At 66.1% G+C, this 26,994-nt stretch carries 18 protein-coding genes; 6 read left to right on the top strand and 12 right to left on the bottom strand.

Annotated elements, in window-relative coordinates; translation table 11 throughout:
• Positions 1-44 precede the first annotated feature (44 nt).
• From SBI20_RS10490 to secB, 4 genes are all read right to left on the bottom strand, one after another.
• Positions 45-761 carry a DUF4136 domain-containing protein gene (locus tag SBI20_RS10490; protein ID WP_317974985.1) on the bottom strand — a complete coding sequence of 239 codons (717 nt, stop codon included), beginning with the start codon at positions 759-761 and terminating at the stop codon, positions 45-47.
• A gap of 231 nt (positions 762-992) precedes the next feature.
• Entirely contained in the window at positions 993-2,009 is a 1,017-nt protein-coding gene (gene trpS, locus SBI20_RS10485) for a tryptophan--tRNA ligase (RefSeq protein ID WP_317974984.1), read from the bottom strand.
• A 12-nt stretch (positions 2,010-2,021) separates the two neighbouring features.
• Positions 2,022-3,620: a murein biosynthesis integral membrane protein MurJ gene (gene murJ, locus SBI20_RS10480; RefSeq protein WP_317974983.1), complete on the bottom strand. Its 1,599-nt coding sequence runs from the start codon at positions 3,618-3,620 to the stop codon at positions 2,022-2,024.
• Between the two features lie 62 nt (positions 3,621-3,682).
• A complete protein-coding gene (secB, locus tag SBI20_RS10475) occupies positions 3,683-4,207 on the bottom strand; it encodes a protein-export chaperone SecB (RefSeq protein ID WP_317974982.1) in 525 nt (174 codons plus the stop codon).
• A gap of 366 nt (positions 4,208-4,573) precedes the next feature.
• Between secB and SBI20_RS10470 the strand changes: the two genes are divergently transcribed.
• From SBI20_RS10470 to SBI20_RS10460, 3 genes are all read left to right on the top strand, one after another.
• Positions 4,574-5,266, top strand: a complete 693-nt coding sequence (locus SBI20_RS10470) for a Tim44/TimA family putative adaptor protein (RefSeq protein ID WP_317974981.1) — start codon at positions 4,574-4,576, stop codon at positions 5,264-5,266.
• 122 nt (positions 5,267-5,388) lie between these two features.
• Positions 5,389-6,576, top strand: coding sequence for a murein transglycosylase A (gene mltA / locus SBI20_RS10465; protein ID WP_411911516.1), 1,188 nt, complete (start codon positions 5,389-5,391; stop codon positions 6,574-6,576).
• Between the two features lie 25 nt (positions 6,577-6,601).
• Positions 6,602-7,183, top strand: coding sequence for a Smr/MutS family protein (locus tag SBI20_RS10460; RefSeq protein WP_317974980.1), 582 nt, complete (start codon positions 6,602-6,604; stop codon positions 7,181-7,183).
• A gap of 162 nt (positions 7,184-7,345) precedes the next feature.
• On the opposite strand, the gene ftsH is transcribed toward SBI20_RS10460, so the two are convergent.
• Positions 7,346-9,295 (bottom strand): ATP-dependent zinc metalloprotease FtsH, encoded by a 1,950-nt coding sequence (gene ftsH / locus SBI20_RS10455; protein ID WP_317974979.1) that lies wholly within the window; start codon positions 9,293-9,295, stop codon positions 7,346-7,348.
• A 179-nt stretch (positions 9,296-9,474) separates the two neighbouring features.
• Here ftsH and SBI20_RS10450 point away from each other — a divergent pair, with 179 nt between their 5' ends.
• Positions 9,475-10,002, top strand: coding sequence for a GNAT family N-acetyltransferase (locus tag SBI20_RS10450; RefSeq protein ID WP_317974978.1), 528 nt, complete (start codon positions 9,475-9,477; stop codon positions 10,000-10,002).
• 58 nt (positions 10,003-10,060) lie between these two features.
• On the opposite strand, the gene groL is transcribed toward SBI20_RS10450, so the two are convergent.
• The 7 genes from groL to SBI20_RS10415 form a co-directional block, all read right to left on the bottom strand.
• A complete protein-coding gene (gene groL / locus SBI20_RS10445) occupies positions 10,061-11,704 on the bottom strand; it encodes a chaperonin GroEL (RefSeq protein WP_317974977.1) in 1,644 nt (547 codons plus the stop codon).
• Between the two features lie 50 nt (positions 11,705-11,754).
• On the bottom strand, positions 11,755-12,042 hold the full coding sequence (gene groES / locus SBI20_RS10440; RefSeq protein ID WP_022676485.1) for a co-chaperone GroES: 288 nt from the start codon (positions 12,040-12,042) through the stop codon (positions 11,755-11,757).
• Positions 12,043-12,224: 182 nt separating this feature from the next.
• Positions 12,225-13,619, bottom strand: a complete 1,395-nt coding sequence (locus tag SBI20_RS10435; RefSeq protein ID WP_411911515.1) for an MATE family efflux transporter — start codon at positions 13,617-13,619, stop codon at positions 12,225-12,227.
• Between the two features lie 51 nt (positions 13,620-13,670).
• Complete coding sequence (locus SBI20_RS10430) at positions 13,671-15,008, bottom strand: chloride channel protein (RefSeq protein ID WP_317974976.1); 1,338 nt, start codon at positions 15,006-15,008, stop codon at positions 13,671-13,673.
• Between the two features lie 167 nt (positions 15,009-15,175).
• On the bottom strand, positions 15,176-15,550 hold the full coding sequence (rplL, locus tag SBI20_RS10425) for a 50S ribosomal protein L7/L12 (RefSeq protein WP_317974975.1): 375 nt from the start codon (positions 15,548-15,550) through the stop codon (positions 15,176-15,178).
• A gap of 78 nt (positions 15,551-15,628) precedes the next feature.
• Complete coding sequence (rplJ, locus tag SBI20_RS10420) at positions 15,629-16,144, bottom strand: 50S ribosomal protein L10 (protein WP_317974974.1); 516 nt, start codon at positions 16,142-16,144, stop codon at positions 15,629-15,631.
• Positions 16,145-16,499: 355 nt separating this feature from the next.
• Positions 16,500-17,687 carry a GGDEF domain-containing protein gene (locus SBI20_RS10415; RefSeq protein ID WP_317974973.1) on the bottom strand — a complete coding sequence of 396 codons (1,188 nt, stop codon included), beginning with the start codon at positions 17,685-17,687 and terminating at the stop codon, positions 16,500-16,502.
• A gap of 755 nt (positions 17,688-18,442) precedes the next feature.
• On the opposite strand from SBI20_RS10415, the gene rpoB reads away from it, so the two are divergent.
• Both rpoB and rpoC read left to right on the top strand, forming a co-directional pair.
• Positions 18,443-22,606, top strand: a complete 4,164-nt coding sequence (rpoB, locus tag SBI20_RS10410; RefSeq protein WP_317974972.1) for a DNA-directed RNA polymerase subunit beta — start codon at positions 18,443-18,445, stop codon at positions 22,604-22,606.
• Between the two features lie 90 nt (positions 22,607-22,696).
• The gene (gene rpoC / locus SBI20_RS10405) at positions 22,697-26,980 is read left to right on the top strand and encodes a DNA-directed RNA polymerase subunit beta' (RefSeq protein WP_317974971.1); all 4,284 of its coding nucleotides are present in this window, start codon (positions 22,697-22,699) and stop codon (positions 26,978-26,980) included.
• Positions 26,981-26,994 lie beyond the last annotated feature (14 nt).

Below are 26,994 nucleotides of genomic sequence, written 5' to 3'. Positions count from 1 at the left end.
CCTGGCCGGTCCGGGGTCTTTTTCATGTCGGAACTGGCGTGCGCTCAGTTCCCGGTCTTGTTCACCATCTTGGGTTCGGGCGGGGCCTTCTTTTCGGGGGCCACCGAAATGCGCACCGTTTCGCCGTTGTGGCCGGGGAAGTCGGTGAACATGGCCTCGACCAGATTGGGCACGAGGTAGGGCAGCCGGTTCGAGGTCGAGGCGGCCTCGGCCTTGCCTTCGAACACGCGCTTGCCGTCGCTGCGGCGGTCGATCTGGACGTTGATGCCGCTGGTGTAGACGGTCACCACGTCGACGCTGCCATAGCCACCGCCCCAGAACGGATCGTACCAGCCATAGCCCCAGCCGCGGCCCCAGCCGCCCCAGCCACCGCCCCAACCGCGACCCCAGCCGCCGCCCCAGCCACCACCATACCACGGGCCCCAAAACGGGTCGTAGGCGCCGGTCGTGCGCATGTGTTCGTGGCCGCGGTCGACGCCATATTCGAACTTGACGATGAGGTCGGCGGTCTGCGGATCGCCCTGAACATAGCCGACCTTGGCCATCTGCGCGGCGACAAGGCTGGCGTACTGGGCAAATTCGAGCCCACCGGCATCGCGCGGATCCTGGGCGACAACGGCAAAGGTCTGTCCGGCAGGAGCGGGCAGTTCGCGCTGGAAGCGCGAGACCTTGGCGTTGAAATTCGTGGCGCAACCCGAAAGCGCCAGAAGCAGGGGAGCAGCCAGCAGGGCAAGGCGCCCGGCCCGAAGCATCTTGGTCATTACGAAAGCCTCCTCATGCGCGCTGCGTGTCCCCAGCCGCGGCGCCACGCGTGTGTTAGCACGGTGAAAGGAAGCTCGCGAGGGGCTGAACGGAGTTTGAATGATATTCACACACGCCCGAAAAGATCCGCAAAAATGTGGATTCGAACGAAAAAGGGCGCCCCCGGCAAGGGGCGCCCTTCCGAATTCGGGAGTGTTGCGGGCCAGCCGGCCAGTTGGCCAGCCAGCCGGTCAGCGTACCAGGCCGAGCGCCTGATAGGCCGCGTCGAGCGTCGGGGTGGCCAGTGCGCGCGCCTTTTCCGCGCCCTTGCGCAGGATCGCGTCCAGCGCGCCCTGGTCCTCGCGCAGTTCGCGATAGCGCGCGGCCATCGGCGCGAGCTTCTCGACCAGCAGGTCGCCCAGCGCGGGCTTGAACTGGCCGAAGCCCTGGCCGCCAAACTGGGTCAGCACGCTCGCCACGTCGGTCCCGGCCATCGTGGCATAGATGCCGACCAGATTGCGCGCCTCGGGGCGGCCTTCGAGGCCTTCGGCGGTTTCGGGCAGCGGCTCTGGGTCGGTCTTGGCCTTCTTGATCTTGGCCATGATCGTGTCGGCATCGTCGACCAGATTGATCCGGCTCATGTCCGAAGGGTCGGACTTGCTCATCTTGGCGCTGCCATCGCGCAGCGACATGATCCGCGCGGCCTGGGGCGGGATGATCGGATCGGGCAGGGTGAAGACCGGGGCGTCCTCGCTGGCGAAGTCGTTGTTGAACTTCTGCGCCACGTCGCGGGCCAGTTCGAGGTGCTGCTTCTGGTCTTCGCCCACGGGGACGTGGGTGGCCTGATAGAGCAGCACGTCGGCAGCCTGAAGCACCGGGTAGGTGAACAGCGCGACCGAGGCCCCCTCGCGGTTCTTGCCTGCCTTGTCCTTCCACTGGGTCATGCGGTTGAGCCAGCCCATCCGCGCCGTGCCGTTCAGCAGCCACTGAAGTTCGGCATGGGCGGGCACTTGCGCCTGGTTGAACAGGATCGAGCGATCCGGGTCGATCCCGCAGGAAACCAGCGCGGCGACCATCTCGCGCGTGTTGGCGGCGAGGCTGGCGGGCTCGTGCGGCATCGAGATGGCGTGGAGATCGGCCAGGAAGTAGAGGCAGGTTGCCCCCTTGGCGGTCCATTCGTCCTGCATCCCCACCCAGTTGCGGATCGCACCCAGGTAATTGCCGAGGTGAAGATTGCCGGTGGGCTGAATGCCGGAAACGATACGCATGAACGATGAGCCTTACGTGTTGTTGGACGGGTTGGGGGTTGGGGCCGCCGGGCGGCGGCGGGTGAGCAGCGCGATGTCCGCGCGGGTGAAGGCCCCCATGACGAGGGTGGCGATGCCATAGACGACCACGCCAGCGCTGACCAGTACGGCCAGCGCGCCGATGCGCAGGGCCCAGCCGCCATGGACATAGGGCATCAGCAGCCCTTGCCCGGCCCAGAGCACCGCGCCCATGGCCAGGGCCGCCAGCGCAAGGCGCGGCGCGCGGTGGCGCAGGCGCGCGTCAGGGGTGAAATGGCCGCGCAGGCGCAAGGTGCGATAGAGCATCGCGACATTGACGGTCGAGGCGATGGCGGTGGCGAGCGGCGGCCCCATGTGTTGCAGGGGCACGATCAGCACGAGGTTGCCGACCAGATTGACCACCATCGAGATCGTCGCATAGCGGACCGGGGTCTTGGTGTCCTGCCGGGCATAGAAACCGGGGGTGAGCACCTTGACCAGAATGTAGCTGGGCAGGCCGATCGAAAAGGCGGCCAGCGCCTGTGCGGTGAAATGGGTGTCGGTCGCCGAAAAGCGGCCATAGCCGAAGAGGGCAGCGGCAATCGGCTCGCCACAGAGCACCAGCGCCACCGTGGCGGGCAGGGTGAGCAGCAGGGCCAGTTCCATGCCCCGGTTCTGGGTTTCCTGCGCGGCCTCGACCTGTCCGGAGCCCAACTGGCGCGAGATCGTGGGCAGCAGGACCGTGCCAAGGCCGATGCCGATCAGGCCGAGCGGCAACTGGTTGAGGCGGTCGGCCATGTAGATGTAGGTAACCGAGCCGTGGCTGAGCAGCGTGGCGGCCAGCGCGGTCGAGATGACGAGGTTGATCTGCGCCGCCCCCGCGCCCGCTGCCGCAGGCCAGATCAGCGCCATCAGCTTCCTGACATCGGGGTTGAGGCGCGGCGCGCGCAGTTTCAGGCTCACCCCGTTCTGGCGGCAGGCCCAGGCCAGCCAGACCAGTTGCAGCGCGCCCGAGACCGAGACCGCGATGGCCTGGTTGCGCGCGGTCACCAGCGGGTCGGCGCTGTGGAAGCCCACCACCGCGACGATCAGCGTCAGGTTGAGCAGGATCGGCGCGGCCGCATTGACCCAGAACTTGTGCAGCGAATTGAGCAGCCCGCCAAACAGCGAGACGAGGCTGATCAACATCAGGTAGGGGATCGTGAAGCGCGAAAGCGTGACAGCGAAGGCAAACTGTTCGGGCGAAATCCCGTTGAACCCGCCCGACAGCAGCAGCGTGACCGGCCAGGCCAGCACTTCGAGCACGATGGTCAGCACGATCAGCGTGGGCAGCAGCACCGCCAGCGCCTCTTCGGCAAAGCGCAGGCCATCGGGCAGGCCCCGGCCATCGGGATCGCCGACCTTCTGGTTGAACATCGGGATGAAGGCCGAGGCAAACGCCCCTTCGGCAAACAGCGCGCGAAACATGTTGGGCAGGCGGAACGCGATCAGGAACGCGTCCGAGGCAAAGCCCGCGCCGACATAGCGGGCAAACAGGCTGTCGCGCACGAGGCCGAGCACGCGGCTGGCCAGGGTCAGGCCACCGATGGTGCCGGTCGCCTTCAGGAGGTTCATGGAAATTCCTTCAAGCGACCGGCGAATCGGTTCGGCGAATCAGATTCTCAGGCGTGGGCTTCTTAAGCGTGACCGGCCGGTTCGGCGGTCGCGGTGGCCTGCGCCTGGGCGAGCTGGGCCAGATAGAGGCCGTTGAAGTCGATGGGATCGAGCAGCAGCGGCGGGTAGCCCGCGTCGCGCACGGCATCGGACACGATGCGGCGGGCGAACGGGAAGATCAGGCGCGGACCTTCGGCGAACAGGAACGGATGGGCCTGGTCCTCGGTCACGTTGCGCATGCCGATCAGCGCGCCATAGACCAGCTCGACGATGAAGGCGGTGCCCTGCGCACCCTTCGAGGTCACGTTGATCTTGAGTTCGATCTCGTGGATGTCGGGGCCCAGATTGCGCGCGGCAATGTTGAAATCGACATGGACGTCGGGCGCTTCGGCCCACTGGTAGCTTTCGGGCGCATTGGGATTTTCGACCGAAAGATCCTTCACATACTGCGAGATCAGGCCGATCGCGGGCGCGGTGTCTTCGCCATTGGCAGGCACGCCTTCGCCTTCGAGGGAGATGTTGCTGATGATGTTGCCTTCGTCGGCCATGGTCGCAAGCTTTCGATCTGAATGGGTCGGCAAGAAAAACGTGGGGCCGCGCGTAGCATCCCGTGCGCACGGCGGCAATGTGCGTGATGGGAGCAGGCGGCCGCAGAGCGCAGGGCCCCCTTGCGGGAACCGGCCCGCCCTGCCGGGATTGAAGGAGCCGGAATTGAGGGAAAAGGAACCCGTGGGGACGGGGGCGGCGAAAAGTGCCCCGGAATGATGTCATCGGCTCGTCCACGCGTTGTTCATTTGTAATTCGTACCTACTTGAGGCACGATAAACCGGCATCCGGCCCGGCGGTCCGTCCTTTTCGGACAGCCTTCGGGTCAGCCATTCGGGCCAATGGGTGCCTATGCGGGACATGTGCGTGTGATTGTTGAGATCGTCATCCTGGCCATGATCGCGGCCTTCCTGGGGCTCCGGCTCTATTCGGTGCTGGGCCGTCGGCCCGAGCAGAACGAGGAACCGGTGCGTCGCCGCATCGAGCAGCCCGACATGCAGGGTGGGGCTCAGGGAGGCGCGCGTCCGCTCGCCCCGCGCCTTCCCGAAGTGGTCCCGGCCCCGGCCAACCGTCTGGCACCGCCCATGCCCGAAACCCGCGATTTCGAACCCGCCGCCGAAGCCGGTATCCGCGCGATCGTCGCTGCCGACCGCCGCTTCGACGTGGGCCTGTTCATGGCTGGTGCCCGCAGCGCCTATGGCATGGTCCTCGAAGCCTTCTGGAAGGGCAACCGTCAGGAACTCGAACAACTGTGCGACCGCGCGGTGTTCGAAGGCTTCGCCGCCGCGCTCGACGCGCGCGAGGCTGCCGGTGAAACGCTCGACGCCCGCCTGATCCGTGTCGAGGAAGCCCGCATCGTCGGCGCTGAACTGGCTGGCTCGACCGCCCGCGTCACCGTGCGCTTCCGCTCGGACATCGCCACGGTCACCCGCAACGCACAGGGACAGGTCGTGGGCGGTTCGCTCCACGACGCGATCGAGAGCCGCGACTTGTGGACGTTCTCGCGCGATCTCACCTCGACCGATCCCGATTGGCTGCTCGACGAAACCGATGAAGGCTGATGCGTTGACGCGGGCCGCCGTGGCTGGCGCCTGAAACCGGTCGAGGCAAAGATCCCGTGGTCCTGACCGTTTCCCCGCCCCCTGTTTCATTTTCCGGCAAAACCGAACCGGGCACCGCTTTCGTGCGATTGCCCGGTTTGCGCGCTCTGGCGGGGCTCCTGCCCGCGCTGGCGCTGGCTGCCTGCGGTTCGATCATTCCCGAAAGTGGCGGCGTGCACGGGCTGCATCCTGTGCGGCCTGCCAATGCCTTGAGCGCGGGGCTGGTGCGGGGGCCGGCACCTTCGGCGCTGGCGCTCGCGCCCGGCAATGCGGGCAGCGCGCTCAATGCCTTCATCCTCTCGTGCCCCGGCCTTACCCGTCGCAATGACGACAGCGGGCTGACCCGTCCGCAGGACTGGGCGCTAGCCTGCGCCGCCGCGCGCGGCTGGCCGCGCGATCAGGCCGCGACCTTCTTCGACGGCTATTTCGAGACTGCCCGCGTCGCCGATGGCAGCACCTTCGTCACCGGCTATTTCGAGCCCGAGATCGCCGGCGTGCGCACCCGCCAGCCCGGCTTCGACGTGCCGGTCTATGGCGTGCCCGCCGATCTCGTGCGGGCCCGTCCCGGCGATGCCCCGCCGATGGCCGACGGACGCCAGCCGCTGGGCCGTTACGACAGCACCGGCCATTTCACGCCCTATTACGACCGGGGCCAGATCGAGGATGGCGCGCTGGCCGGGCAGGGCCTCGAAATCGCCTGGGCGGCCGATCCTGCCGAACTGTTCTTCCTTCAGGTTCAGGGCTCGGGCCGCTTGCGCGCGCCCGATGGCAGCGTGATCCGCCTCGGCTATGGGGCGGTCAACGGCTGGGACTATACCGGCATTGGCAGCGTGATGGCCCGGCAAGGGCTGATCGGCACCGGGCCGGGGCAGTATCCGGGCTCGATGCAGGGCATCCTGCGCTACATCCACGACACCCCGGCGCAGGGCGACGCGCTGATGCGGCAGAACCGCAGCTATGTGTTCTTCCGCGAGAATCCCCAGCCTTCCGCCGTGGGGGCGATGGGCGTTCCGGTCATGGCGCAGACCAGCGTGGCCGCCGATCCCTCGTTCGTGCCGCTGGGCGCACCGGTCTGGCTCCAGACCGACCGCGCCAATGTCGGCGGGCTGTGGGTGGCACAGGACACCGGCGGCGCGATCAAGGGCCCCAATCGCTTCGACAGCTTCTGGGGCGCGGGCGCCGATGCACGCCGCATCGCGGGCGGGATGAGCGCCCACGGTCAGGCGCTGGTGTTGCTGCCCAAGGGCACGCTCGCCCGCCTCGGTCGCTAAGGCCCCGGCAAATGGGCAAGATCACATGAGGCGCCCGCCGCGCGGCCTCAGTCCCGAAGAGCTGGCGCTCTGGCGCAAGGTGGCCGAAACCGTTACGCCGCTGCATCCGCCCGTGCGCCGTCCGGCTGCGCCCCCGGCGAGCGCCATGGTTGCCGAGCCGCCTCCGCCGCCTCCCCGCAAGATCAGGGGCCGCGTGCCCCCGCAGCGCCCGCTCGCGCCGCCCCCTGCGGCGGCGCCGCGCCCGCTTCAGGCCGCAGGGCAGGGGCTGGACGCGAGTTGGGATCGCAAGCTGGCGCGCGGCGCCATCGCGCCTGATGCCACGATCGATCTGCACGGGATGAATCTGGATACGGCCCATGGCCGCCTGCTGGCCAGCCTGTCGCAGGCTCTGGCCATCGGCGCGCGGGTGATCCTGCTGGTGACGGGCAAGCCGCGCCCCACGGCTGATCACGACCTGCGCGGCGAACGACGCGGCGCCATTCGCGCCAAGCTGCTCGATTGGCTGGCTGCCAGCCCTTATGCCGACCGCATCGCCGCAGTGCGCCCGGCTCAGCCGCGCCATGGCGGGGCGGGCGCGGTCTACATCATTCTGCGCCGTCCGCGCTGAGGGCAAGGACAGAAAAGCAAGATAGTATCCCGGGGGCCATCGCCCCCGGACCCCCGGGAACTGGAGCCGGTTGCCATGTGCGGCCTAGCCAAAGGCACTGCCCCATCCAAAGCTCATGGGGTGCAGGGGGCTCTGCCCCCTGCGATATCCCTTGTTCTTCCTTCAGGCGCCCTGCGGTTGAAGACCGCCGCTCCCGGTGGAGAACCGGCGGCCAGCCTTGGGCACGGCGGCGCCGGGCGTGGCGAACGGGCGCAGCGGGCCATTGGCGGCTTCGGGGCGGTCGATCTGGCCGCCCTCCATCAGGGTCTTGATGTCCTCGCCGGTCAGCGTCTCGTATTCGAGCATGGCCTGGGCGAGCAGGTGGAGCTTGTCGACATTGCTGTTCAGGATTTCGCTGGCACGGGCATAGCCCTGATCGACGAGGGCGCGGATTTCGCTGTCGATCAGCTTGTTGGTCTCTTCCGAGGCCATCAGGCGCTGCGACCCGCTCATGCCGAGGTAGCCTTCCTGCTGGTCCTCGTACTGAAGCGGCCCCAGCTTGTCCGACATGCCCCACTTGGTGACCATCGAGCGGGCAAGGCCCGTCGCGTACTGGATGTCGCCCGAGGCGCCCGAGGAGACCTTGTCGTGGCCGAAGATGATCTCTTCGGCGACGCGGCCCCCCATCGAGACCGAGAGGTTGGCGTGCATCTTGTCGCGGTGGTAGGAATAGCTGTCGCGCTCGGGCAGGCGCATGACCATGCCCAGCGCGCGGCCGCGCGGGATGATCGTGGCCTTGTGGATCGGGTCCGAAGCGGGCTCGAAGACCGAGACGATGGCGTGACCGGCCTCGTGGTAGGCGGTCATCTTCTTTTCTTCTTCGGTCATGACCATCGAGCGGCGCTCGGCGCCCATCATCACCTTGTCCTTGGCGTCCTCGAACTCGCGCATGGCGACAAGGCGCTTGTTGCGGCGCGCGGCCAGCAGGGCGGCCTCGTTGACGAGGTTGGCGAGGTCGGCGCCCGAGAAGCCGGGGGTGCCGCGCGCGATCACGCGCGGGTTGACGTCGGGTGCGAGCGGAACCTTCTTCATGTGGACGGCGAGGATCTTCTCGCGGCCCTCGATGTCGGGCACGGGGACGACGACCTGACGGTCGAAGCGGCCGGGGCGCAGCAGCGCGGGATCGAGCACGTCGGGCCGGTTGGTGGCCGCGATGATGATGATGCCTTCGTTGGCCTCGAAACCGTCCATTTCGACCAGAAGCTGGTTGAGCGTCTGTTCGCGTTCGTCGTTCGAGTTGCCCAGGCCATGGCCGCGATGGCGGCCCACGGCGTCGATTTCGTCGATGAAGACGATGCACGGCGCGTTCTTCTTGGCCTGCTCGAACATGTCGCGCACGCGGCTGGCGCCCACGCCCACGAACATTTCGACGAAGTCGGAGCCCGAGATGGTGAAGAAGGGCACGCCCGCCTCGCCCGCGATGGCGCGGGCGAGCAGGGTCTTGCCGGTGCCGGGCGAGCCGACCAGCAGCGCGCCCTTGGGAATCTGGCCGCCCAGCTTGGAGAAGCGGCCCGGATCGCGCAGGAACTCGACGATTTCCTGAAGTTCCTCGCGCGCCTCGTCGATGCCCGCCACGTCGTCAAACGTCACGCGGCCCGAACGCTCGGTCAGCAGCTTGGCCTTGGACTTGCCAAAACCCATCGCCCCCGAACCGCCGCCCTTCTGGACCTGGCGCAGCGCGAAGAAGGCCACGCCCAGGATCAGCACGAACGGCAGCGACTGGGCGAGCATCCAGAGCAGCATGTTGGGCTCTTCCTGCGCCTTGCCCGAATACTGGACGTTGTTGTCCTGAAGGAGCTTGGGCAGCAGGTCCTTGTCGCCCTCGACCGGGAGGGTCGAGAACGTCTGGTCGTTCTTGAGCGTGCCGGTGATCTTGTCCGGGCCGATCTGGACGTTGCGCACGGCCCCTTCGGTCACGCGGGCGCGGAAGTCGGAATAGGGGATCTGCGTGCCCGCGACATCGCTGCGCGCGCCAAACATCGAGACCACCAGCAGGAGCGCAAGGAAGATGCCCCCCCACACCAGAAGGCTCTTGATCCAGGGATTGTTACCCTGCGGCTGGTCGTCATTCATGGGCGTCACGCTGTCCTTTCAGACTCCCAAGGTAGGTGCGATCGGCTGAATGGCAAGTTATCGAATCGTGCCGGATGGTACCGGATAGGGCGAATGGGCACGAAAGAGATGCCGGGGCCCGTAAAAACGACCTGCGATGCCCTCTTGCATGATGGCCGGGCCCTGACGAAGCTGGCGCCATGGACCCTGTCTTGCGCACCGAGCGGCTCACCCTCTGGCACCCTCATGCCCGCGACCATGAAGAATGGATCGCCCTGCTCGCGCCCGAGGCGGTGCGCCGGCATCTGGGCGGGCGGGTGACCAGTCCGGCCGAGGAGTTCAACCGGCTGCTGCGTGCGGCAGGCTCGTGGGCGCTCTACGGCTATGGGCTGTTTGCCTGTCGGCGGCGCGACGATGATGCGTTTGTCGGGATTGCCGGGGTGTTCCATTCGTGGCGCGGGTTCGGGCAGGGGCTCGACGACGTGCCCGAGGCCGGGTGGATCTTTGCGCAGAGCAGCTGGGGGCAGGGGCTTGCCGGGGAGGCGATGCGCGCGGCGCTCGGCTGGTTCGATGCGACGCACGGGCTTCCGCGCGTGGCCTGCATGATCGACGAGGGGAACCTGCCGTCGCTGGCTCTGGCGCAGCGGCTGGGGTTTGTCCGCTATGGCGTGCAGGGAGAGGAGGCGGGGGACCGGCTCTTTCTGCTGGAGCGCCTGCAACGGCCATGAAAAAAGGCCGCCCGGTTTCCCGGACGGCCCCTTTTCGTGTTCGACGGGTTGGCCGGACTTAGAAGTCCATGCCGCCCATGCCGCCCATGCCACCGGGCATGCCGGCGGGAGCGGGCTTGTCGTCGGGCTTTTCGCTGATCGCCGCTTCGGTGGTGATCAGCAGGCCGGCGACCGAAGCCGCGTCCTGAAGGGCAGTGCGCACGACCTTGGTGGGGTCGATCACGCCAGCAGCCTTGAGGTTTTCGTAGACGTCGGTGGCGGCGTTGAAGCCGATGCCTTCGTCGGTCTGGTCGAGCAGCTTGCCCGCCACGACGGCGCCGTCGTTGCCGGCGTTTTCAGCGATCTGCTTGACCGGGGCGGTGATCGCCTTGCGGACGATGTCGATGCCGCGGGTCTGGTCTTCGTTGGCACCGGTGAGGCCTTCGAGAGCGCGGGTGGCATAGAGCAGAGCCGTGCCGCCGCCGGTCACGATGCCTTCTTCCACCGCAGCGCGGGTGGCGTGGAGGGCGTCGTCAACGCGGTCCTTGCGTTCCTTGACTTCGACTTCGGTGGCACCGCCAACCTTGATCACGGCAACGCCGCCAGCCAGCTTGGCCAGACGTTCCTGAAGCTTTTCACGGTCGTAGTCCGAAGTGGTGACTTCGATCTGCGCACGGATCTGCTCGACGCGACCCTTGATTTCGTCGGCCGAACCGGCGCCGTCGACGATCGTGGTGTTGTCCTTGTCGATCGTGACCTTCTTGGCCTGGCCGAGCATGCCGAGCGTCACGGTTTCGAGCTTGATGCCGAGGTCTTCGGAGATCATTTCGCCGGCGGTCAGCGTGGCGATGTCGCCCAGCATGGCCTTGCGGCGGTCACCGAAGCCGGGCGCCTTGACGGCGGCGATCTTGAGGCCACCGCGCAGCTTGTTGACCACGAGGGTGGCCAGCGCTTCGCCTTCGATGTCTTCGGCGATGATCAGGAGCGGACGGCCCGACTGCACCACGGCTTCCAGGATCGGAAGCAGCGACTGGAGCGACGACAGCTTCTTTTCGTGGATCAGGATGTAGGGGTTTTCGAGCTCGACCACCATCTTTTCGGGATTGGTGATGAAGTAGGGCGACAGGTAGCCGCGGTCGAACTGCATGCCTTCGACGACATCGAGTTCGAATTCGAGGCCCTTGGCCTCTTCCACGGTGATCACGCCTTCCTTGCCGACCTTTTCCATGGCTTCGGCGATCTTTTCGCCGACTTCCACGTCACCGTTGGCCGAGATGATGCCGACCTGGGCGATTTCCGACGAACCGGCAACCGGGGTCGAACGGGCCTTGAGGTTTTCGACGACCTTGGCGACCGCGATGTCGATGCCGCGCTTGAGGTCCATCGGGTTGATGCCGGCGGCAACCGACTTCATGCCTTCGCGCACGATGGCCTGGGCCAGCACGGTCGCGGTGGTGGTGCCGTCACCGGCCTTGTCGTTGGCCTTCGATGCCACTTCGCGCAGCATCTGGGCGCCCATGTTCTCGAACTTGTCCTTGAGTTCGATTTCCTTGGCGACCGAAACACCGTCCTTGGTGATGCGGGGGGCGCCGAAGCTCTTGTCGATGACGACGTTGCGGCCCTTGGGGCCCAGGGTCACCTTCACTGCATCGGCGAGGATGTCCACGCCCTTGAGGATGCGTTCGCGCGCGTCACGCGAAAAGCGTACGTCCTTGGCAGCCATGATATGTTCCTTGTAAATGGGGTATTAGAGAGGTCGGGAAATCCGGGTGATCAGCCGATCACGCCCAGGATGTCCGATTCCTTCATGATCAGCAGGTCTTCGCCCGACACCTTGACTTCGGTGCCCGACCACTTGCCGAACAGCACGCGATCGCCGACCTTGACGTCGAGCGGGGTGATCGTGCCGTTCTCGGCGCGCGAACCGGTGCCAACGGCAACGATTTCGCCTTCAGCGGGCTTTTCCTTGGCGCTGTCGGGGATGATGATCCCGCCGGCAGTCTTTTCCTCGGCTTCGACGCGGCGCACCAGCACGCGGTCGTGCAGCGGACGGAAAGTCATGGGTTGTTCCCTCTTCCAATCAGGATTGGTCCAAAAATCTGGGCTGGCACTCTCGCCTGGAGAGTGCCAGCGACCCGCATATGGGTGGCGCAACGGGGAGCGTCAAGCGGGCCTTGCAGATTCTTTGTGTCGAATTCAGGTCGGATGAGGCAGGCTTGGGCCGGAAGGTTCGGGAGGCGGTTTTACGGCAGCAGGCCGAGCGCGCCGCGCCGGTGCCAGCGCCAGAGCAGCAGGCCGGCTACCACCACCAGTCCGGCCATCAGCCCGAACCAGACGCCAAGGCCGCCCAGCGGCGTGAACAGCCCCAGCCCGATCGCCGTGAGCAGGCCGGGCACCCAATAGCCGAACAGCGCGATGGCCATCGGCACGCGGGTATCCTGAAGCCCGCGCAAGACCGCGCCGCATGTCGATTGCGCGCCGTCGAAGAGCTGGAAGGCCGCCGCCACCATCACGAATTGCAGCGCATAGCCGAGCACGGCCTGATTGGCCGGATCGCCAGCGTCGAGATAGAGGCCGAGCACCAGACGCGGGGCGGCCAGCATCAGCGCGGCGGTCGTGCTCATGAAGCCCACGCTCATCGCCAGCGCCGTCCAGCCTGCGCGGGCGATGGCGGCATGGTCGCGCGCGCCATAGGCCAGCCCGACGCGGATCGTGGCGGCTTGGCCCAGGCCGAAGGGCACCTGAAAGGTGATTCCGGCCAGCTGCATGGCGACGGTGTGCGCGGCCAGCTGGGTCTCGCCGATCCGCCCGATCAGCAGCGCGGCGCCGTTGAACAGGCCTGCCTCGGCCACGATGGTGGCAAAGATCGGCAGGCCGATCCGCCAGACATCGGCAAAGCGCGCCCATTCCGGGCGCCACCAGCGGCCCAGCAGCCGATAGCGGTGCATCCGCCGGTCGAACCGCAGGACGAGGGCATAGGCGAGCAGCATCGCGCTGCTGGTGACCACGCTCGACCATGCCGAACCGATTAGCCCCAGTGCCGGAAGGCCGCCATGGCCATAGATGAAGGCCCAGTTACCCACCGCGTTGACCACGACGGCAAGGCCGGTGATCGCCGTGCCCACGCCGGGGCGCCCGAGCGTGGAAACGACCGTGCGCAGCAGGGAGGCCATGACGGCGGGCACGCAGGCCAGCGAGAGCACCGCGAGGAAGGGCGCGGCCTGCGCGATGACGGCTTCGTCCTGGCCGGTCGCGCGCAGCAGCGGGCCGCCCAGCTGGCAAATGCCGGTGGCGACGAGGGCGGCCAGCAGGCCCGCCCAGCCCCCCATGCGGACTGTCCGGCGCACCTCGCGCACGGCATGGCTGCGGCGGCCCAGTTCGGCGGCGATCAGGGGCGAAGCCGCGCCGACCAGCCCCGAAAGGCTCCAGATCAGCAGGCCGAAGATCGAGACGGCCAGGCTCGATGCAGCCAGCGAGGCCGGGCCAAGCCGCGCGACGAACAGCACGTCCACCGCAAAGACGGCCATCTGCAACAGGTTGGCCCCCACCAGCGGGGCAGCCAGACGCAGCATCTCGCGCCATTCGGACGGCGCATGAGGCCCGGCAAGATCGGGGGAGGTGGGCAGGGTGACGGTCATCACCCGGCCATAGGGACCGGGCGATGGAGAAGAAAGGAAAAGAACCGGGCGTCAGTCCGCAGCGGGAGCTGCCGGTGCCGGGGGAGTTTGCGCGGCAGGTTTCGGTGCGGGGTGGTGGGGATGGACGCGGAAGGGGTGGGACAGCGTGTGGTAGAGCTTTTCCGGGCAGACTTGCGCGCTCACGTGGTCGGCCACCAGCGCGGCGGCGAACAGCGGCAGGATCATCGCGCGGTCGGCGGTCATTTCCATCACGATGATCACGGCGGTCAGCGGCGCCCGCGTGACCCCGGCAAAATAGGCGATCATCCCCAGCATGGCGACCGCGCCCGAATAGTCGGGCGGGAACAGTGCCCCTGCCAACTGGCCCAGCCCGGCCCCGACCGAGAGCGAGGGCGCGAAGATGCCGCCCGGCGCCCCGCTGAGCGCGGTGGCCAGTGTCGTCACGAACTTGGCCGGGCCGAACCATGCGGAGGCATCGCCTCCGGTCAGCAGGCCACGGGTCGTGCCATAGCCGGTGCCCCAGGTCAGGCCATGGGTGAGGATGCCGATCACCGCCACGATCAGCCCGAGCCCGCCAGCCAGCAGGACCGGGCGCGCGCGCATCGCGCCGATCCAGCCGGTGTCGATTTCGCCGAAACGGCTGAGCGCGCGGGCGAACAGGCCCCCGGTCAGCCCCCCGGCCACGCCGGTGACAAGGGCGGCCACGAGCGCAGGCACGATCGGCACATGCTCGCTCATCGCGCCGAAATAGACATAGTCGCCCGAGAGCGCGAGGCTGACGAGACCCGAGGTCATCACTGCCAGCATGACCAGCAGCGCGAGGCGCTGTTCAAAGGCCGAGGCCAGTTCCTCGATGGCGAAGGCCACCCCGGCCAGCGGGGTGTTGAAGGCGGCGGCCACCCCGGCGGCGCCCCCGGCGATGATCACGCCCGAACTGACCGGCACGCGCAGGGCCTTGTGGACGGCGACCATGATCGCGGCGCTGATCTGGACGGTGGGCCCTTCGCGGCCGACCGAGCCACCGGCCAGCAGCATGCCCAGCGTGCCCAGAAACTTGGCGCCGGCGGTACGCAGCGAAAGAAGCGGGGCGATCAGCTTGTGCGAGGGGGCCTCGGCGGCGGCCATGACCTGGGGAATGCCCGATCCGCGCGCGGGGGCGCAATAGAGCCGCGTGGCCCAGGTGACGGCGATGAACAGGGCCGGGGTGAGCACGAGCGGGGCATAGGGCCAGGCTCTGGACAGGCGGCCGAAGAGATCCTGTGCGGCCTCGCCCGCGCGGGCGAACACGATGGCGGCCAGCCCCAGCGCGAGCGCTCCCCCCAATGCGGCCAGTCGTGGCCTGAGATTGCGGGCAGCAGCGAGCGAGCGGGGGGGGAGGTGGACGGCCATGGGCCGTGCCTAGCGAGAGACGAGCTGAATTTCCGCTGAAATGCGGAAGGCCGGACGCAAAAAAATCCGGCGCGGGCGTCTTTTTTCGAAAAATGCCCACGAAAAAGGGCGGCACCCTTGCGGGGCCGCCCTTTCCCGAAAATCTGTCGGGAAGAACCCGAAGAAGATTACTTGATTTCGACGGTGCCGCCGGCTTCTTCGATCTTCTTCTTGATTTCTTCGGCTTCAGCCTTCGAAACGCCTTCCTTGATCGCCTTGGGGGCGCCTTCAACGAGGGCCTTGGCTTCGGTCAGGCCGAGCGAGGTGATCGCGCGGACTTCCTTGATGACCTGGATCTTCTTGCCGCCGTCGCCGGTCAGGATGGCGTCGAATTCGGTCTTTTCTTCGGCAGCCGGAGCGGCTTCACCGGCGGGGGCAGCGGCCACGGCCACGGCAGCAGCGGCGCTCACGCCCCATGCTTCTTCGAGAGCCTTGGCGAGGTCAGCGGCTTCGAGAACGGTGAGCTGCGACAGTTCTTCAACAAGCTTGGCGATATCGGCCATGATGTATCACTCCGTTAATATGTGACGCCCGGTGCCCGCTCCATGCGGGCCTTCCAGGCAAAAGTCGTATGAACCGGCTCAGGCCGCATCCTTCTCGGCGTAGGCGTTGAAGACGCGGGCCAGCTTGGCCGCCGGAGCGGTCGTGAGCTGGGCGATCTTCGTGGCCGGAGCCTGGATGAGACCGATAAGCTTGGCGCGCAGTTCGTCGAGCGAGGGCATCGTGGCCAGAGCCTTGACGCCATCGGGGCTGAGAACCTGCGAACCCATCCCGCCACCGACGATTTCGATCTTGTCGGTGGTCTTGGCGAACTCGACGATCACCTTGGCGGCGGCGACGGGGTCAGCCGAGGCAGCGATCGCGGTCGGCCCGGTGAAGAATTCACCAATGCCTTCGTAGTCGGTGCCCTGGATGGCAAGCTTGGCAAGACGGTTCTTCGCAACCTTGTAGGTCGCCCCGGCCTCGCGGATCTTCGTGCGCAGCGCGGTGGACTGGGCCACCGTCATGCCCAGGTTGCGGGTCACGATGACCGCACCCGAACCAGCGACGAGTTCGTTGAGGTAGGCGACCGATTCGGCCTTTTGCGAACGATCCATGCCTTACTCCTTCACAATGGCTGCACGGGGGGTGAGCCCCTTGCAGCCGGCTACGTTTGTCCCGCAGCGCAAGCACCGCGGGGCGAGTCCGTTCGACAAGGGAAGGAGGAATGCCGCATCAGGGATGGTCCCGAGGGCGGCAAGGGCGCCACGATCCGAAAACGGAGCCGTGCGGCCATAAAATCTCTTTTCCCCGCCTAGGCCGGAAATTAAGTGCGGGGCAACCCCGCACACCGACTGTCTCGGACGGATGAGCGACTGGCACGAGGCCGTCGGTCGAGCGGGCCCCTGACAGATCCGCATGGGGGAGTCAAGGAAAATGGGCCGGGGAAATGGGGGGATGGGCCGGTACGTTTCAGGCCAGGGCCGCGCGAGGGGGCAGGCTTTCGGGTGGTACGGCCAGCGCGGGGGATGGCCCTTCGTCCATTGTCACCTGGATCACGCTGCGATTGCGGCCGGTGTGCTTGGCACGATAGAGGCCCTGGTCGGCGCGGCGGATGGCCGGGGCGAGCGTGGCCTCGCCGGTCAGCGCTGCGGCCACGCCGAAGCTGGCGGTGATCACGCCCGACGGGCTGCCCGTGCGCGCGGCAAATTCGTGCCGGACCATTTCGGCAAAGGCCGCGGCGTCGCTGGCCGTGACGTGGGGGAGGTAGATCAGGAATTCCTCCCCGCCATAGCGGGCGGCCAGTCCGTCGCGCGGCAGGAGATCCTCGATCGTGCTGGCCATCAGGGCGATGATCTCGTCGCCGCGATGGTGGCCGAAGCGGTCGTTGACGGTCTTGAAGTGGTCGATGTCGGCCAGGATCAGGGCTGAGCAGCATCGTTCGATCTGGTCGCGTGCGGCAAGGGCCTCGTCGAGGCCGCGGCGATTGAGCAGGCCGGTGAGCGGATCGCAGATGGCCCAGTCGCGATAACGCATAAGCACCGAGATCATGATCGAGGCAAGGGCCGCCATGGCAAAGCCGGTGCCGATCAGCGAGCCGGTGGTCTGGTAGAGGATGGCGTAAGGCGAAGCCGCGAAGTCGGCCAGGCCGCCCCATGCCAGCCAGCGGATGGTGGCAACCCGCATCATGCAGTCGGCCACGACTGCCCAGCCAACGAGGATCAGGGCCTGATCGCCTGTGCGCCGCGGGCGATGCCGGGTGGCGACGAGCGGGACGGCCATCAGCAGGGCGCAGCCCAGATCGCTCATCGCCAGATGAAGGCGCAGGTTGTCGAGCAGGACGCCCGCCGTGCTGCCGGTGACGGTGACCAGGGCAATGCTGATGCGCAAGGTCATCCATGTCCGCCGCCCGCCAAAATGGATGCGCATCGCCTCCCCGAAGCAGAGGAAGCCGGCCACGAACATGACCGTGGCCACCGCCGCGCGCCATTCGAGCGGGATGATCGCGGGCAGGGTGGGCATGGCAAAGGCGCTCGCGCAGCCCAGGAAGCCTCCGGCCCACCACCATGCGCTGGGCACCTGCCAGCGGCCCGCCATCACCGCGGTGACGCCGAAGGTGGCCTGCATGGCGGGCAGGATGAAGGTGAAGCGGTCGTCCATGGGGGGCTGGAGCGGTCCGTGCTGGGGTGAGGCCTGCTTCCGGCCCTAAGTCGCAAGGAATGAGGCAGGTTGCAGTGGTAATACGCCGTAAGGATCGGGTGGTAAATACAATGCAAATGTGTGCGGACGTTATTGGTTCGTTTTGGTGTTATCTTGGCGGTTGCTCGCAGGATTCTTTGCCGGATTCTGTCCGTTTAAGAGCCCGGCCCAAAAGTCGGGCGGCGGAGGTTTGGCGAGGGATTTTGGGTCACCACAAGGAGGCTGAGAGCCCAGCGATGCTGGAAGCATCGTGGCGAACAGCCGACGCCGTGGTGGCACAAAAGACCCGCCAAACCGACCCGAAGGACTTTTGGGTCGGGCTCTTACAGGTATCTGTTGCGTGAGGGTGTGTCTCGGGCCCGTGCGGCGGAGCGATTTGGCGGTGCGATGAAGCGCGTCCTGTCGCGGGCTGCCCGGTCGGCTGCCTGGCGCGTGGCGCCGTGTTTTCGGGGCGCCCCTTTGACTTTTCCGGGGGCGCGGCCTATATGGGGCCCATCACTGGTCGGATCGAGCAAGGCCTTCCCATGCGCGGGGGATGGCTTCGGGATGGATCCGGTCGGTCTCGGCAAGACGCGAAGGCTGCGGAGCATGGGCATCTGTGAAGGGTGTGCTGTGCAACGTGGCCTTGTTTGCGTGTTTGTCGTGCCACCCGCCGCGCATGGCAGATTTCCGCCGGTTTCGACCGGCCCGTTAGAGCAAAGAGGCACGCACCTCCTATGGCAACCAAGGCCCCTGCACGCCCCGGCGTGAAGAAGCGCATCCGCAAGATCTTCGGTGACATTCACGAAGTCGTGCAGATGCCGAACCTGATCGAGGTTCAGCGCGAATCGTATGAGCAGTTCCTCCGCTCCGATCCCGCGACGGGCTATGTTTCGGGCCTGGAAAAGACCCTGCGTTCGGTCTTCCCGATCCAGGATTTCGCCGGCACCGCCAGCCTCGATATCAAGGAGCGCGACGGCTACGTCCTTGAAGCGCCCAAGTACGACGTGAGCGAATGCCGTCAGCGCGGTATCACGTATGCGGCCCCGATGAAGGTGACGCTCAAGCTGGCCACGTTCGAAGTGGACGCCGAGACCGAGACCAAGAGCCTCATCGATATCAAGGAGCAGGACGTCTACATGGGCGATATCCCGCTCATGACCGACAACGGCACCTTCATCATCAACGGCACCGAGCGCGTGATCGTGTCGCAGATGCACCGTTCGCCCGGCGTGCTGTTCGACCACGACCGTGGCAAGACCCACTCCTCGGGCAAGTACCTGTTTGCTGCCCGCGTGATCCCCTACCGCGGTTCGTGGCTCGACTTCGAATTCGACGCCAAGGACATCGTGAACGTGCGTATCGACCGCAAGCGCAAGCTGCCGGTCACCGCGCTGCTCTATGCCCTGGGCCTCAATGGCGAGGAAATCCTCGACCACTTCTATTCCAAGGTCGTCTGGGTGCGTGCCGAGGGTGGCTGGAAGGTGCCCTTCGTGCTCGACCAGTGGCGCGGCGCGAAGCCGACGTTCGACATCGTCGACGCCGCCTCGGGTGAAGTCGTGTTCCCCGCCGGCCAGAAGATCAGCCCGCGTGCCGCCAACAAGGCAGCCAAGGACGGTCTGGAAAGCCTGCTGATCCCGACCGAGGAAATCTTCGGCCGCTATTCGGCGCTCGACCTGATCGATGAATCGACCGGCCGCATCTGGATCGAGGCGGGCGACGAAGTCACCCCTGAGAACCTCGACGCGCTCGACCGCGCGGGCGTGGACAGCCTGGCCCTGCTCGACATCGACCATGTCGGCATCGGCCCGTGGATCCGCAACACGATGAAGGCCGACAAGGCCGAAGACCGTGACCACGCGCTCGCCGACATCTACCGCGTGATGCGCCCCGGCGAACCGCCGACGCGCGAAACCGCCGAAGCCCTGTTCGACGGCCTGTTCTTCGACGCCGACCGCTACGACCTTTCGGCCGTGGGTCGCGTCAAGCTGAACATGCGCCTTGGCCTCGACTGCCCCGACACGATCACCACCCTGCGCACCGAGGACATCCTCGCCGTGGTCAAGGAACTGGTGAACCTCAAGGACGGCAAGGGCGAAGTCGACGACATCGACAACCTGGGCAACCGTCGCGTGCGTTCGGTGGGCGAGCTGCTGGAAAACCAGTATCGCGTCGGCCTGCTGCGCATGGAACGCGCCGTCAAGGAACGCATGAGCTCGGTCGACGTGTCGACCGTGATGCCCAACGACCTGATCAACGCCAAGCCGGCCGTGGCCGCCGTGCGCGAATTCTTCGGGTCGTCGCAGCTCTCGCAGTTCATGGACCAGACCAATCCGCTCTCGGAAGTCACCCACAAGCGCCGTGTTTCGGCGCTCGGGCCGGGCGGTCTGACCCGCGAGCGCGCAGGCTTCGAAGTCCGCGACGTTCATCCCACCCACTATGGCCGTATCTGCCCGATTGAAACGCCCGAAGGGCCCAACATCGGTCTGATCAACTCGCTCTCGACCTTCGCCCGCGTCAACAAGTACGGCTTCATCGAAACCCCGTACCGCAAGGTGATCGACGGCAAGGTGACCAAGGACGTGGTCTACCTGTCGGCGATGGAAGAGCAGAAGCACACGGTGGCGCAGGCTTCGGCGGCGACCAACGAAGACGGCTCGTTCGTGGAAGAACTCGTCTCGGCGCGTCAGAACGGCGAATTCGTGATGGCGCCGCGTGAAACCGTGACCCTCATGGACGTCAGCCCCAAGCAGCTGGTGTCGGTGGCTGCCTCGCTCATTCCGTTCCTGGAAAACGACGACGCCAACCGCGCGCTGATGGGCTCGAACATGCAGCGTCAGGCCGTGCCGCTGGTCAAGGCCGATGCGCCTTATGTCGGCACCGGCATGGAAGAAACCGTGGCGCGCGATTCGGGCGCCGCGATTGCCGCGCTGCGCGGCGGGATCGTCGACCAGGTCGACGCGACCCGTATCGTGATCCGCGTGACGGGCGACGTCGAACCCGGCAAGTCGGGCGTCGACATCTACACGCTTCAGAAGTTCGAGCGTTCGAACCAGTCGACCTGCATCAACCAGCGTCCGCTGGTGAGCGTGGGCGATGTCGTCGAAAAGGGCGACGTTCTGGCCGACGGCCCGTCGACCGAGCTGGGCGAACTGGCGCTGGGCCGCAACGTGCTCGTCGCGTTCATGCCCTGGAACGGCTACAACTACGAAGACTCGATCCTGATCAGCGAGCGGATCGTCAAGGAAGACGTCTTCACCTCGATCCACATCGAGGAATTCGAAGTCATGGCCCGCGACACCAAGCTCGGGCCTGAAGACATCACCCGCGACATCCCCAACGTCGGCGAGGAAGCCCTGCGCAACCTCGACGAAGCGGGCATCGTCTATGTCGGCGCCGAAGTGCATCCGGGCGACATCCTCGTCGGCAAGATCACGCCCAAGGGCGAATCGCCGATGACGCCGGAAGAAAAGCTCCTGCGCGCGATCTTCGGTGAAAAGGCTTCGGACGTTCGCGATACCTCGCTGCGCCTGCCTCCGGGCGTGAGCGGCACGATCGTCGACGTGCGCGTCTTCAACCGTCACGGCATCGAGATCGACGACCGTACCCGCGCCATCCAGAACGAGGAAATCGAACGCCTCGCCAAGGACCGCGAGGACGAACGCGCGATCCTCAACCGCGCCACCTTCAACCGCCTGAAGGACATGCTGCTCGGCCAGGTGGCCGCAGCCGCCCCCAAGGGCATCAAGAAGGGCGTCGAAATCGACGAGCAGCTGCTCGCCGACGTGGAACGCCACGAATGGTGGAAGTTCGCGGTTGCCGACGATGTGCGCCAGCAGCAGCTCGAAGCGACCAAGGGCCAGTACGACACCGCGATCAAGGCGATCCAGGAGAAGTTCGAGGACCGCAAGGAAAAGCTCGAACGCGGCGACGAACTCGCTCCGGGCGTGCTCAAGATGGTCAAGGTCTTCGTGGCCGTGAAGCGCAAGCTTCAGCCCGGCGACAAGATGGCCGGTCGTCACGGCAACAAGGGGATCATCAGCCGCATTCTTCCCCAGGAAGACATGCCGTTCCTCGAAGACGGTACTCCGGTCGACTTCGTGATGAACCCGCTGGGCGTGCCTTCGCGCATGAACGTCGGGCAGATCTTCGAAACCCATCTGGGCTGGGCCGCGCGCGGTCTGGGTCGCAAGATCGGTGCGGCGCTCGATGCCTGGCGCGAAGCCAACCCGAACCCCGAAGCGGGCCAGCCGCCCGAAGCGGTGCGCGAGGTGCTGCGCGACATCTATGGCGAGAACTACGCCGCCGAAATCGACGCCCGCAGCGATGCGAGCATCGTCGAGCTGGCCCAGAACGTGCGCAACGGCGTGCCGATGGGCTCGCCGGTGTTCGACGGCGCGGTGGAAGCCGACGTGACCGCCATGCTGCGCAAGGCCGGGCTCGATGAATCGGGTCAGGTCACGCTGTTCGACGGGCGCACCGGCGAGGCCTTCGACCGCAAGGTCACCGTGGGCTACAAGTACGTGCTCAAGCTGCACCACCTTGTCGACGACAAGATCCACGCCCGTTCGATCGGCCCCTACAGCCTCGTCACCCAGCAGCCGCTGGGCGGCAAGGCCCAGTTCGGTGGCCAGCGCTTCGGGGAAATGGAAGTCTGGGCGCTCCAGGCTTACGGTGCGGCCTACACGCTCCAGGAAATGCTCACGGTCAAGTCGGACGACGTGGTCGGCCGTACCAAGGTCTACGAAGCCATCGTCAAGGGCGACGACACCTTCGAGGCGGGCATTCCCGAAAGCTTCAACGTGCTGGTCAAGGAAATGCGCTCGCTCGGTCTCAACGTCGAACTCTCGTCGTTTGACGACAACGAGGACGACGACGGCCTGGCCGAGGCAGCCGAATAAGACGGTGGAGCGCGGCGGAGGCTTTGTCTCTCCGCCGCGCTGCCCGGCCCAAAGCGCGACACAGGTTTCCCTCCCAGTGAGGATCACGCAATGAACGATCTTACCAAATTCACCAACCAGCTCGCCAAGCCCGAGACCTTTGACCAGATCCAGATCGGTCTGGCCTCGCCCGAGCGCATCCGCAGCTGGTCCTTCGGCGAAATCAAGAAGCCGGAAACGATCAACTACCGCACGTTCAAGCCCGAACGCGACGGTCTCTTCTGCGCCCGCATCTTCGGTCCCGTGAAGGACTACGAATGCCTGTGCGGCAAGTACAAGCGCATGAAGTACAAGGGCGTCGTCTGCGAAAAGTGCGGCGTCGAAGTGACCGTGACCAAGGTGCGTCGCGAGCGCATGGGCCACATCGAACTGGCCGCGCCCGTCGCGCACATCTGGTTCCTCAAGTCGCTGCCCTCGCGCATCGGCCTGCTGCTCGACATGCAGCTCAAGCAGCTCGAACGCATCCTCTACTTCGAAAGCTACGTGGTCATCGAGCCGGGCATCACCCCGCTTGAGCGCTACCAGTTGCTGACCGAAGACGAACTGCTCGACGCGCAGGACGAATATGGCGAAGACGCCTTCTCGGCCGGGATCGGCGCCGAGGCGGTCAAGCAGATGCTCATGGACCTCGACATGGTCCAGGAGCGCGAGGACCTGCTCAAGGAACTCGCCGAGACCAAGTCGGAACTCAAGCCCAAGAAGATCATCAAGCGCCTCAAGGTCGTCGAATCGTTCATCGATTCGGGCAACCGTCCGGAGTGGATGATCCTCGACGTGGTGCCGGTCATTCCGCCCGAACTGCGCCCGCTGGTGCCGCTCGACGGTGGCCGCTTCGCGACCTCGGACCTGAACGACCTCTATCGCCGCGTCATCAACCGCAACAACCGCCTCAAGCGCCTGATCGAACTGCGCGCGCCCGACATCATCGTGCGCAACGAAAAGCGCATGCTTCAGGAAGCGGTTGACGCGCTGTTCGACAACGGCCGCCGTGGCCGCGTGATCACGGGTGCCAACAAGCGCCCGCTCAAGTCGCTGTCCGACATGCTCAAGGGCAAGCAGGGCCGCTTCCGTCAGAACCTGCTCGGCAAGCGCGTCGACTATTCGGGCCGTTCGGTCATCGTGACCGGCCCGGAACTCAAGCTGCACCAGTGCGGCCTGCCCAAGAAGATGGCGCTCGAACTGTTCAAGCCGTTCATTTACGCGCGTCTGGATGCCAAGGGTCTGTCGATGACCCTCAAGCAGGCCAAGAAGTGGGTCGAAAAGGAACGCAAGGAAGTCTGGGACATCCTGGACGAAGTGATCCGCGAACACCCGGTCATGCTCAACCGTGCGCCCACGCTGCACCGTCTGGGCATCCAGGCCTTCGAACCCGTGCTGATCGAAGGCAAGGCGATCCAGCTTCACCCGCTCGTCTGCTCGGCCTTCAACGCCGACTTCGACGGCGACCAGATGGCCGTCCACGTCCCGCTCAGCCTCGAAGCGCAGCTCGAAGCGCGCGTGCTGATGATGTCGACCAACAACATCCTCTCGCCCGCCAACGGCAAGCCGATCATCGTGCCTTCGCAGGACATGGTGCTGGGTCTGTACTATCTGTCGATGGACCGTCAGGGCGAGCCGGGCGAAGGCATGCTTCTGGCCGACATGGCCGAAGTGCACCAGGCGCTGTTCGCTGGCGCTGTCACCATGCACACCAAGATCGTGGCGCGCGTTCCCCAGACCGACGAGGACGGCAAGACCTACCTCAAGCGCTATGAGACGACGCCGGGCCGCATGCTCATCGGCGAGTGCCTCCCCAAGAGCCACACGGTTCCCTTCGAGCTGGTCAACCGCCTGCTCACCAAGAAGGAAATCGCCGACGTCATCGACCAGGTCTATCGCCACACCGGCCAGAAGGAGACCGTCCTTTTCGCCGACGCGATCATGAGCCTGGGCTTCCGCAACGCGTTCAAGGCGGGCATCTCGTTCGGCAAGGACGACATGATCATCCCGGCGGCCAAGGATGCCTTCGTGGCCGAGACCAAGGAACTGGTCGCCGACTACGAGCAGCAGTACCAGGACGGCCTGATCACCCAGCAGGAAAAGTACAACAAGGTGATCGACGCCTGGAGCCGCTGCGGCGACCAGGTGGCCAGCGCCATGATGGACGAGATCCGCGCGACCCCGGTGGACGAGCATGGCCGTGAAAAGCCGATCAACTCGATCTACATGATGAGCCACTCGGGCGCCCGTGGTTCGCCGACCCAGATGAAGCAGCTTGCCGGTATGCGCGGCCTCATGGCCAAGCCGTCGGGCGAAATCATCGAAACGCCGATCATCTCGAACTTCAAGGAAGGCCTGACCGTCCTTGAATACTTCAACTCGACCCACGGCGCCCGTAAGGGCCTGGCCGATACCGCGCTCAAGACGGCGAACTCGGGGTACCTGACCCGCCGTCTGGTCGACGTGTCGCAGGACTGCGTGGTGACGGTGAACGACTGCGGGACCGAGCGGGCGCTGGAAATGCGCGCGATCGTCCAGGGCGGTTCGACCATCGCCTCGCTGGGCGAGCGTATCCTGGGCCGCACCCTGGCCGAGGACCTGATCGAGGCCAAGACCGGCGCGGTGATCTGCGAGAAGGGCACCCTGCTCGACGAACCCGCCGTGGCGCGCATCGAAGCCGCCGGTGTCCAGTCGGCGCGCATCCGCTCGCCGCTGATCTGCGAAGCGCCCCAGGGCGTGTGCGGCACCTGCTATGGCCGCGACCTCGCACGGGGTACGCCGGTCAACATCGGTGAAGCGGTCGGCGTTATCGCTGCCCAGTCGATCGGTGAACCCGGTACCCAGCTGACCATGCGTACGTTCCACATCGGTGGCGCCGCGCAGGTCAACGAACAGTCGCACCTCGAATCGATCTGCGACGGTACCGTCCACTACCGCGACATCCCGACGATCACCGACAGCCGCGGTCGCCGCCTGTCGCTCGCCCGCAACGGCGAAATCGTGATCATGGACACCGATGGCCGCGAACGCGCGATGCACCGCGTGCCCTATGGTACCCACCTGCTGCACGAAAACGGGGCGACGGTTACCCAGGGCCAGCGTCTGGCCGAGTGGGACCCGTTCACCCTGCCGGTGATCACCGAAAAGCCCGGTATCGTCCGCTATCAGGACCTTATCGATGGCCGCACGCTGACCGAACAGGTCGACGAAGCCACGGGTATCGCCCAGCGCGTCGTGACCGAAAACCGCGCCGGTGGCCGCGCCAAGAAGGAAGACCTGCGTCCGCGCATGACCCTGCTTGACGATGCCTCGGGTGAAACCGCGCGCTACATGCTGGCGCCGGGCACCACCCTGTCGGTCGAGGACGGTCAGGAAGTCCAGGCCGGTGACGTTCTGGCCCGTGCCAGCCGCGAAGCCGCCAAGACCCGCGACATCACCGGTGGTCTGCCGCGCGTTGCCGAACTGTTCGAAGCGCGCAAGCCCAAGGACAATGCGGTCATCGCCAAGGTCTCGGGTCGCGTCGAATTCATTCGCGACTACAAGGCCAAGCGCAAGATCGCGATCATCCCGGAAGAGGGCGAACCGGTCGAGTACCTGATCCCCAAGTCGAAGGTGATCGACGTTCAGGAGGGCGACTACGTCAAGAAGGGCGACAACCTGATCTCGGGCTCGCCCGATCCGCACGACATTCTCGAAGTCCTCGGCGTCGAGGCTCTGGCAGAATACCTCGTGGCGGAAATCCAGGAAGTCTACCGCTTGCAGGGCGTGAAGATCAACGACAAGCACATCGAGGTGATCGTTCGCCAGATGCTGCAAAAGGTCGAGATCACCGACGGTGGCGACACCACCCTGCTGCCGGGCGAACAGGTCGATCTGGAAGAAATGAACGAAACCAACGCCAAGCTTGGCGCCGGTTTCCGCCATGCCGAAGGCAAGCCGGTCCTGCTCGGGATCACCAAGGCTTCGCTCCAGACGCGTTCGTTCATCTCGGCCGCTTCGTTCCAGGAAACCACCCGCGTGCTCACGCAGGCGGCCGTGGAAGGCAAGCGCGACAGCCTGATCGGCCTGAAGGAAAACGTCATCGTCGGCCGCCTCATCCCGGCCGGCACCGGCGCGGGCATGAACCGCATGCGCGTGGCGGCCAACAGCCGCGACGCGGCCCTGCGGGCTGCCAACCGTCGCCTTCAGGAAGCCCTGATCGCGCCGCGTTCGGCTGCTGAAGAGCATGCCGCCGAACTGGCACAGGGCCCGGAAGCGGCTGCCTATGGCAACGATCCGCTGGCTGCCGTTGAAGGCGAAACCCACGGCACCGATGCGGACGCCGCGGACTACCTGATCAAGGGCGACGAGGACTGAGGTTCTCTGACCTG

This window comes from Novosphingobium sp. IK01 (assembly GCF_033242265.1).
Taxonomy (GTDB): domain Bacteria; phylum Pseudomonadota; class Alphaproteobacteria; order Sphingomonadales; family Sphingomonadaceae; genus Novosphingobium; species Novosphingobium pituita.
Note: the sequence above shows the minus strand (reverse complement) of the source record. Positions and strands in the feature narration are given on the sequence as shown.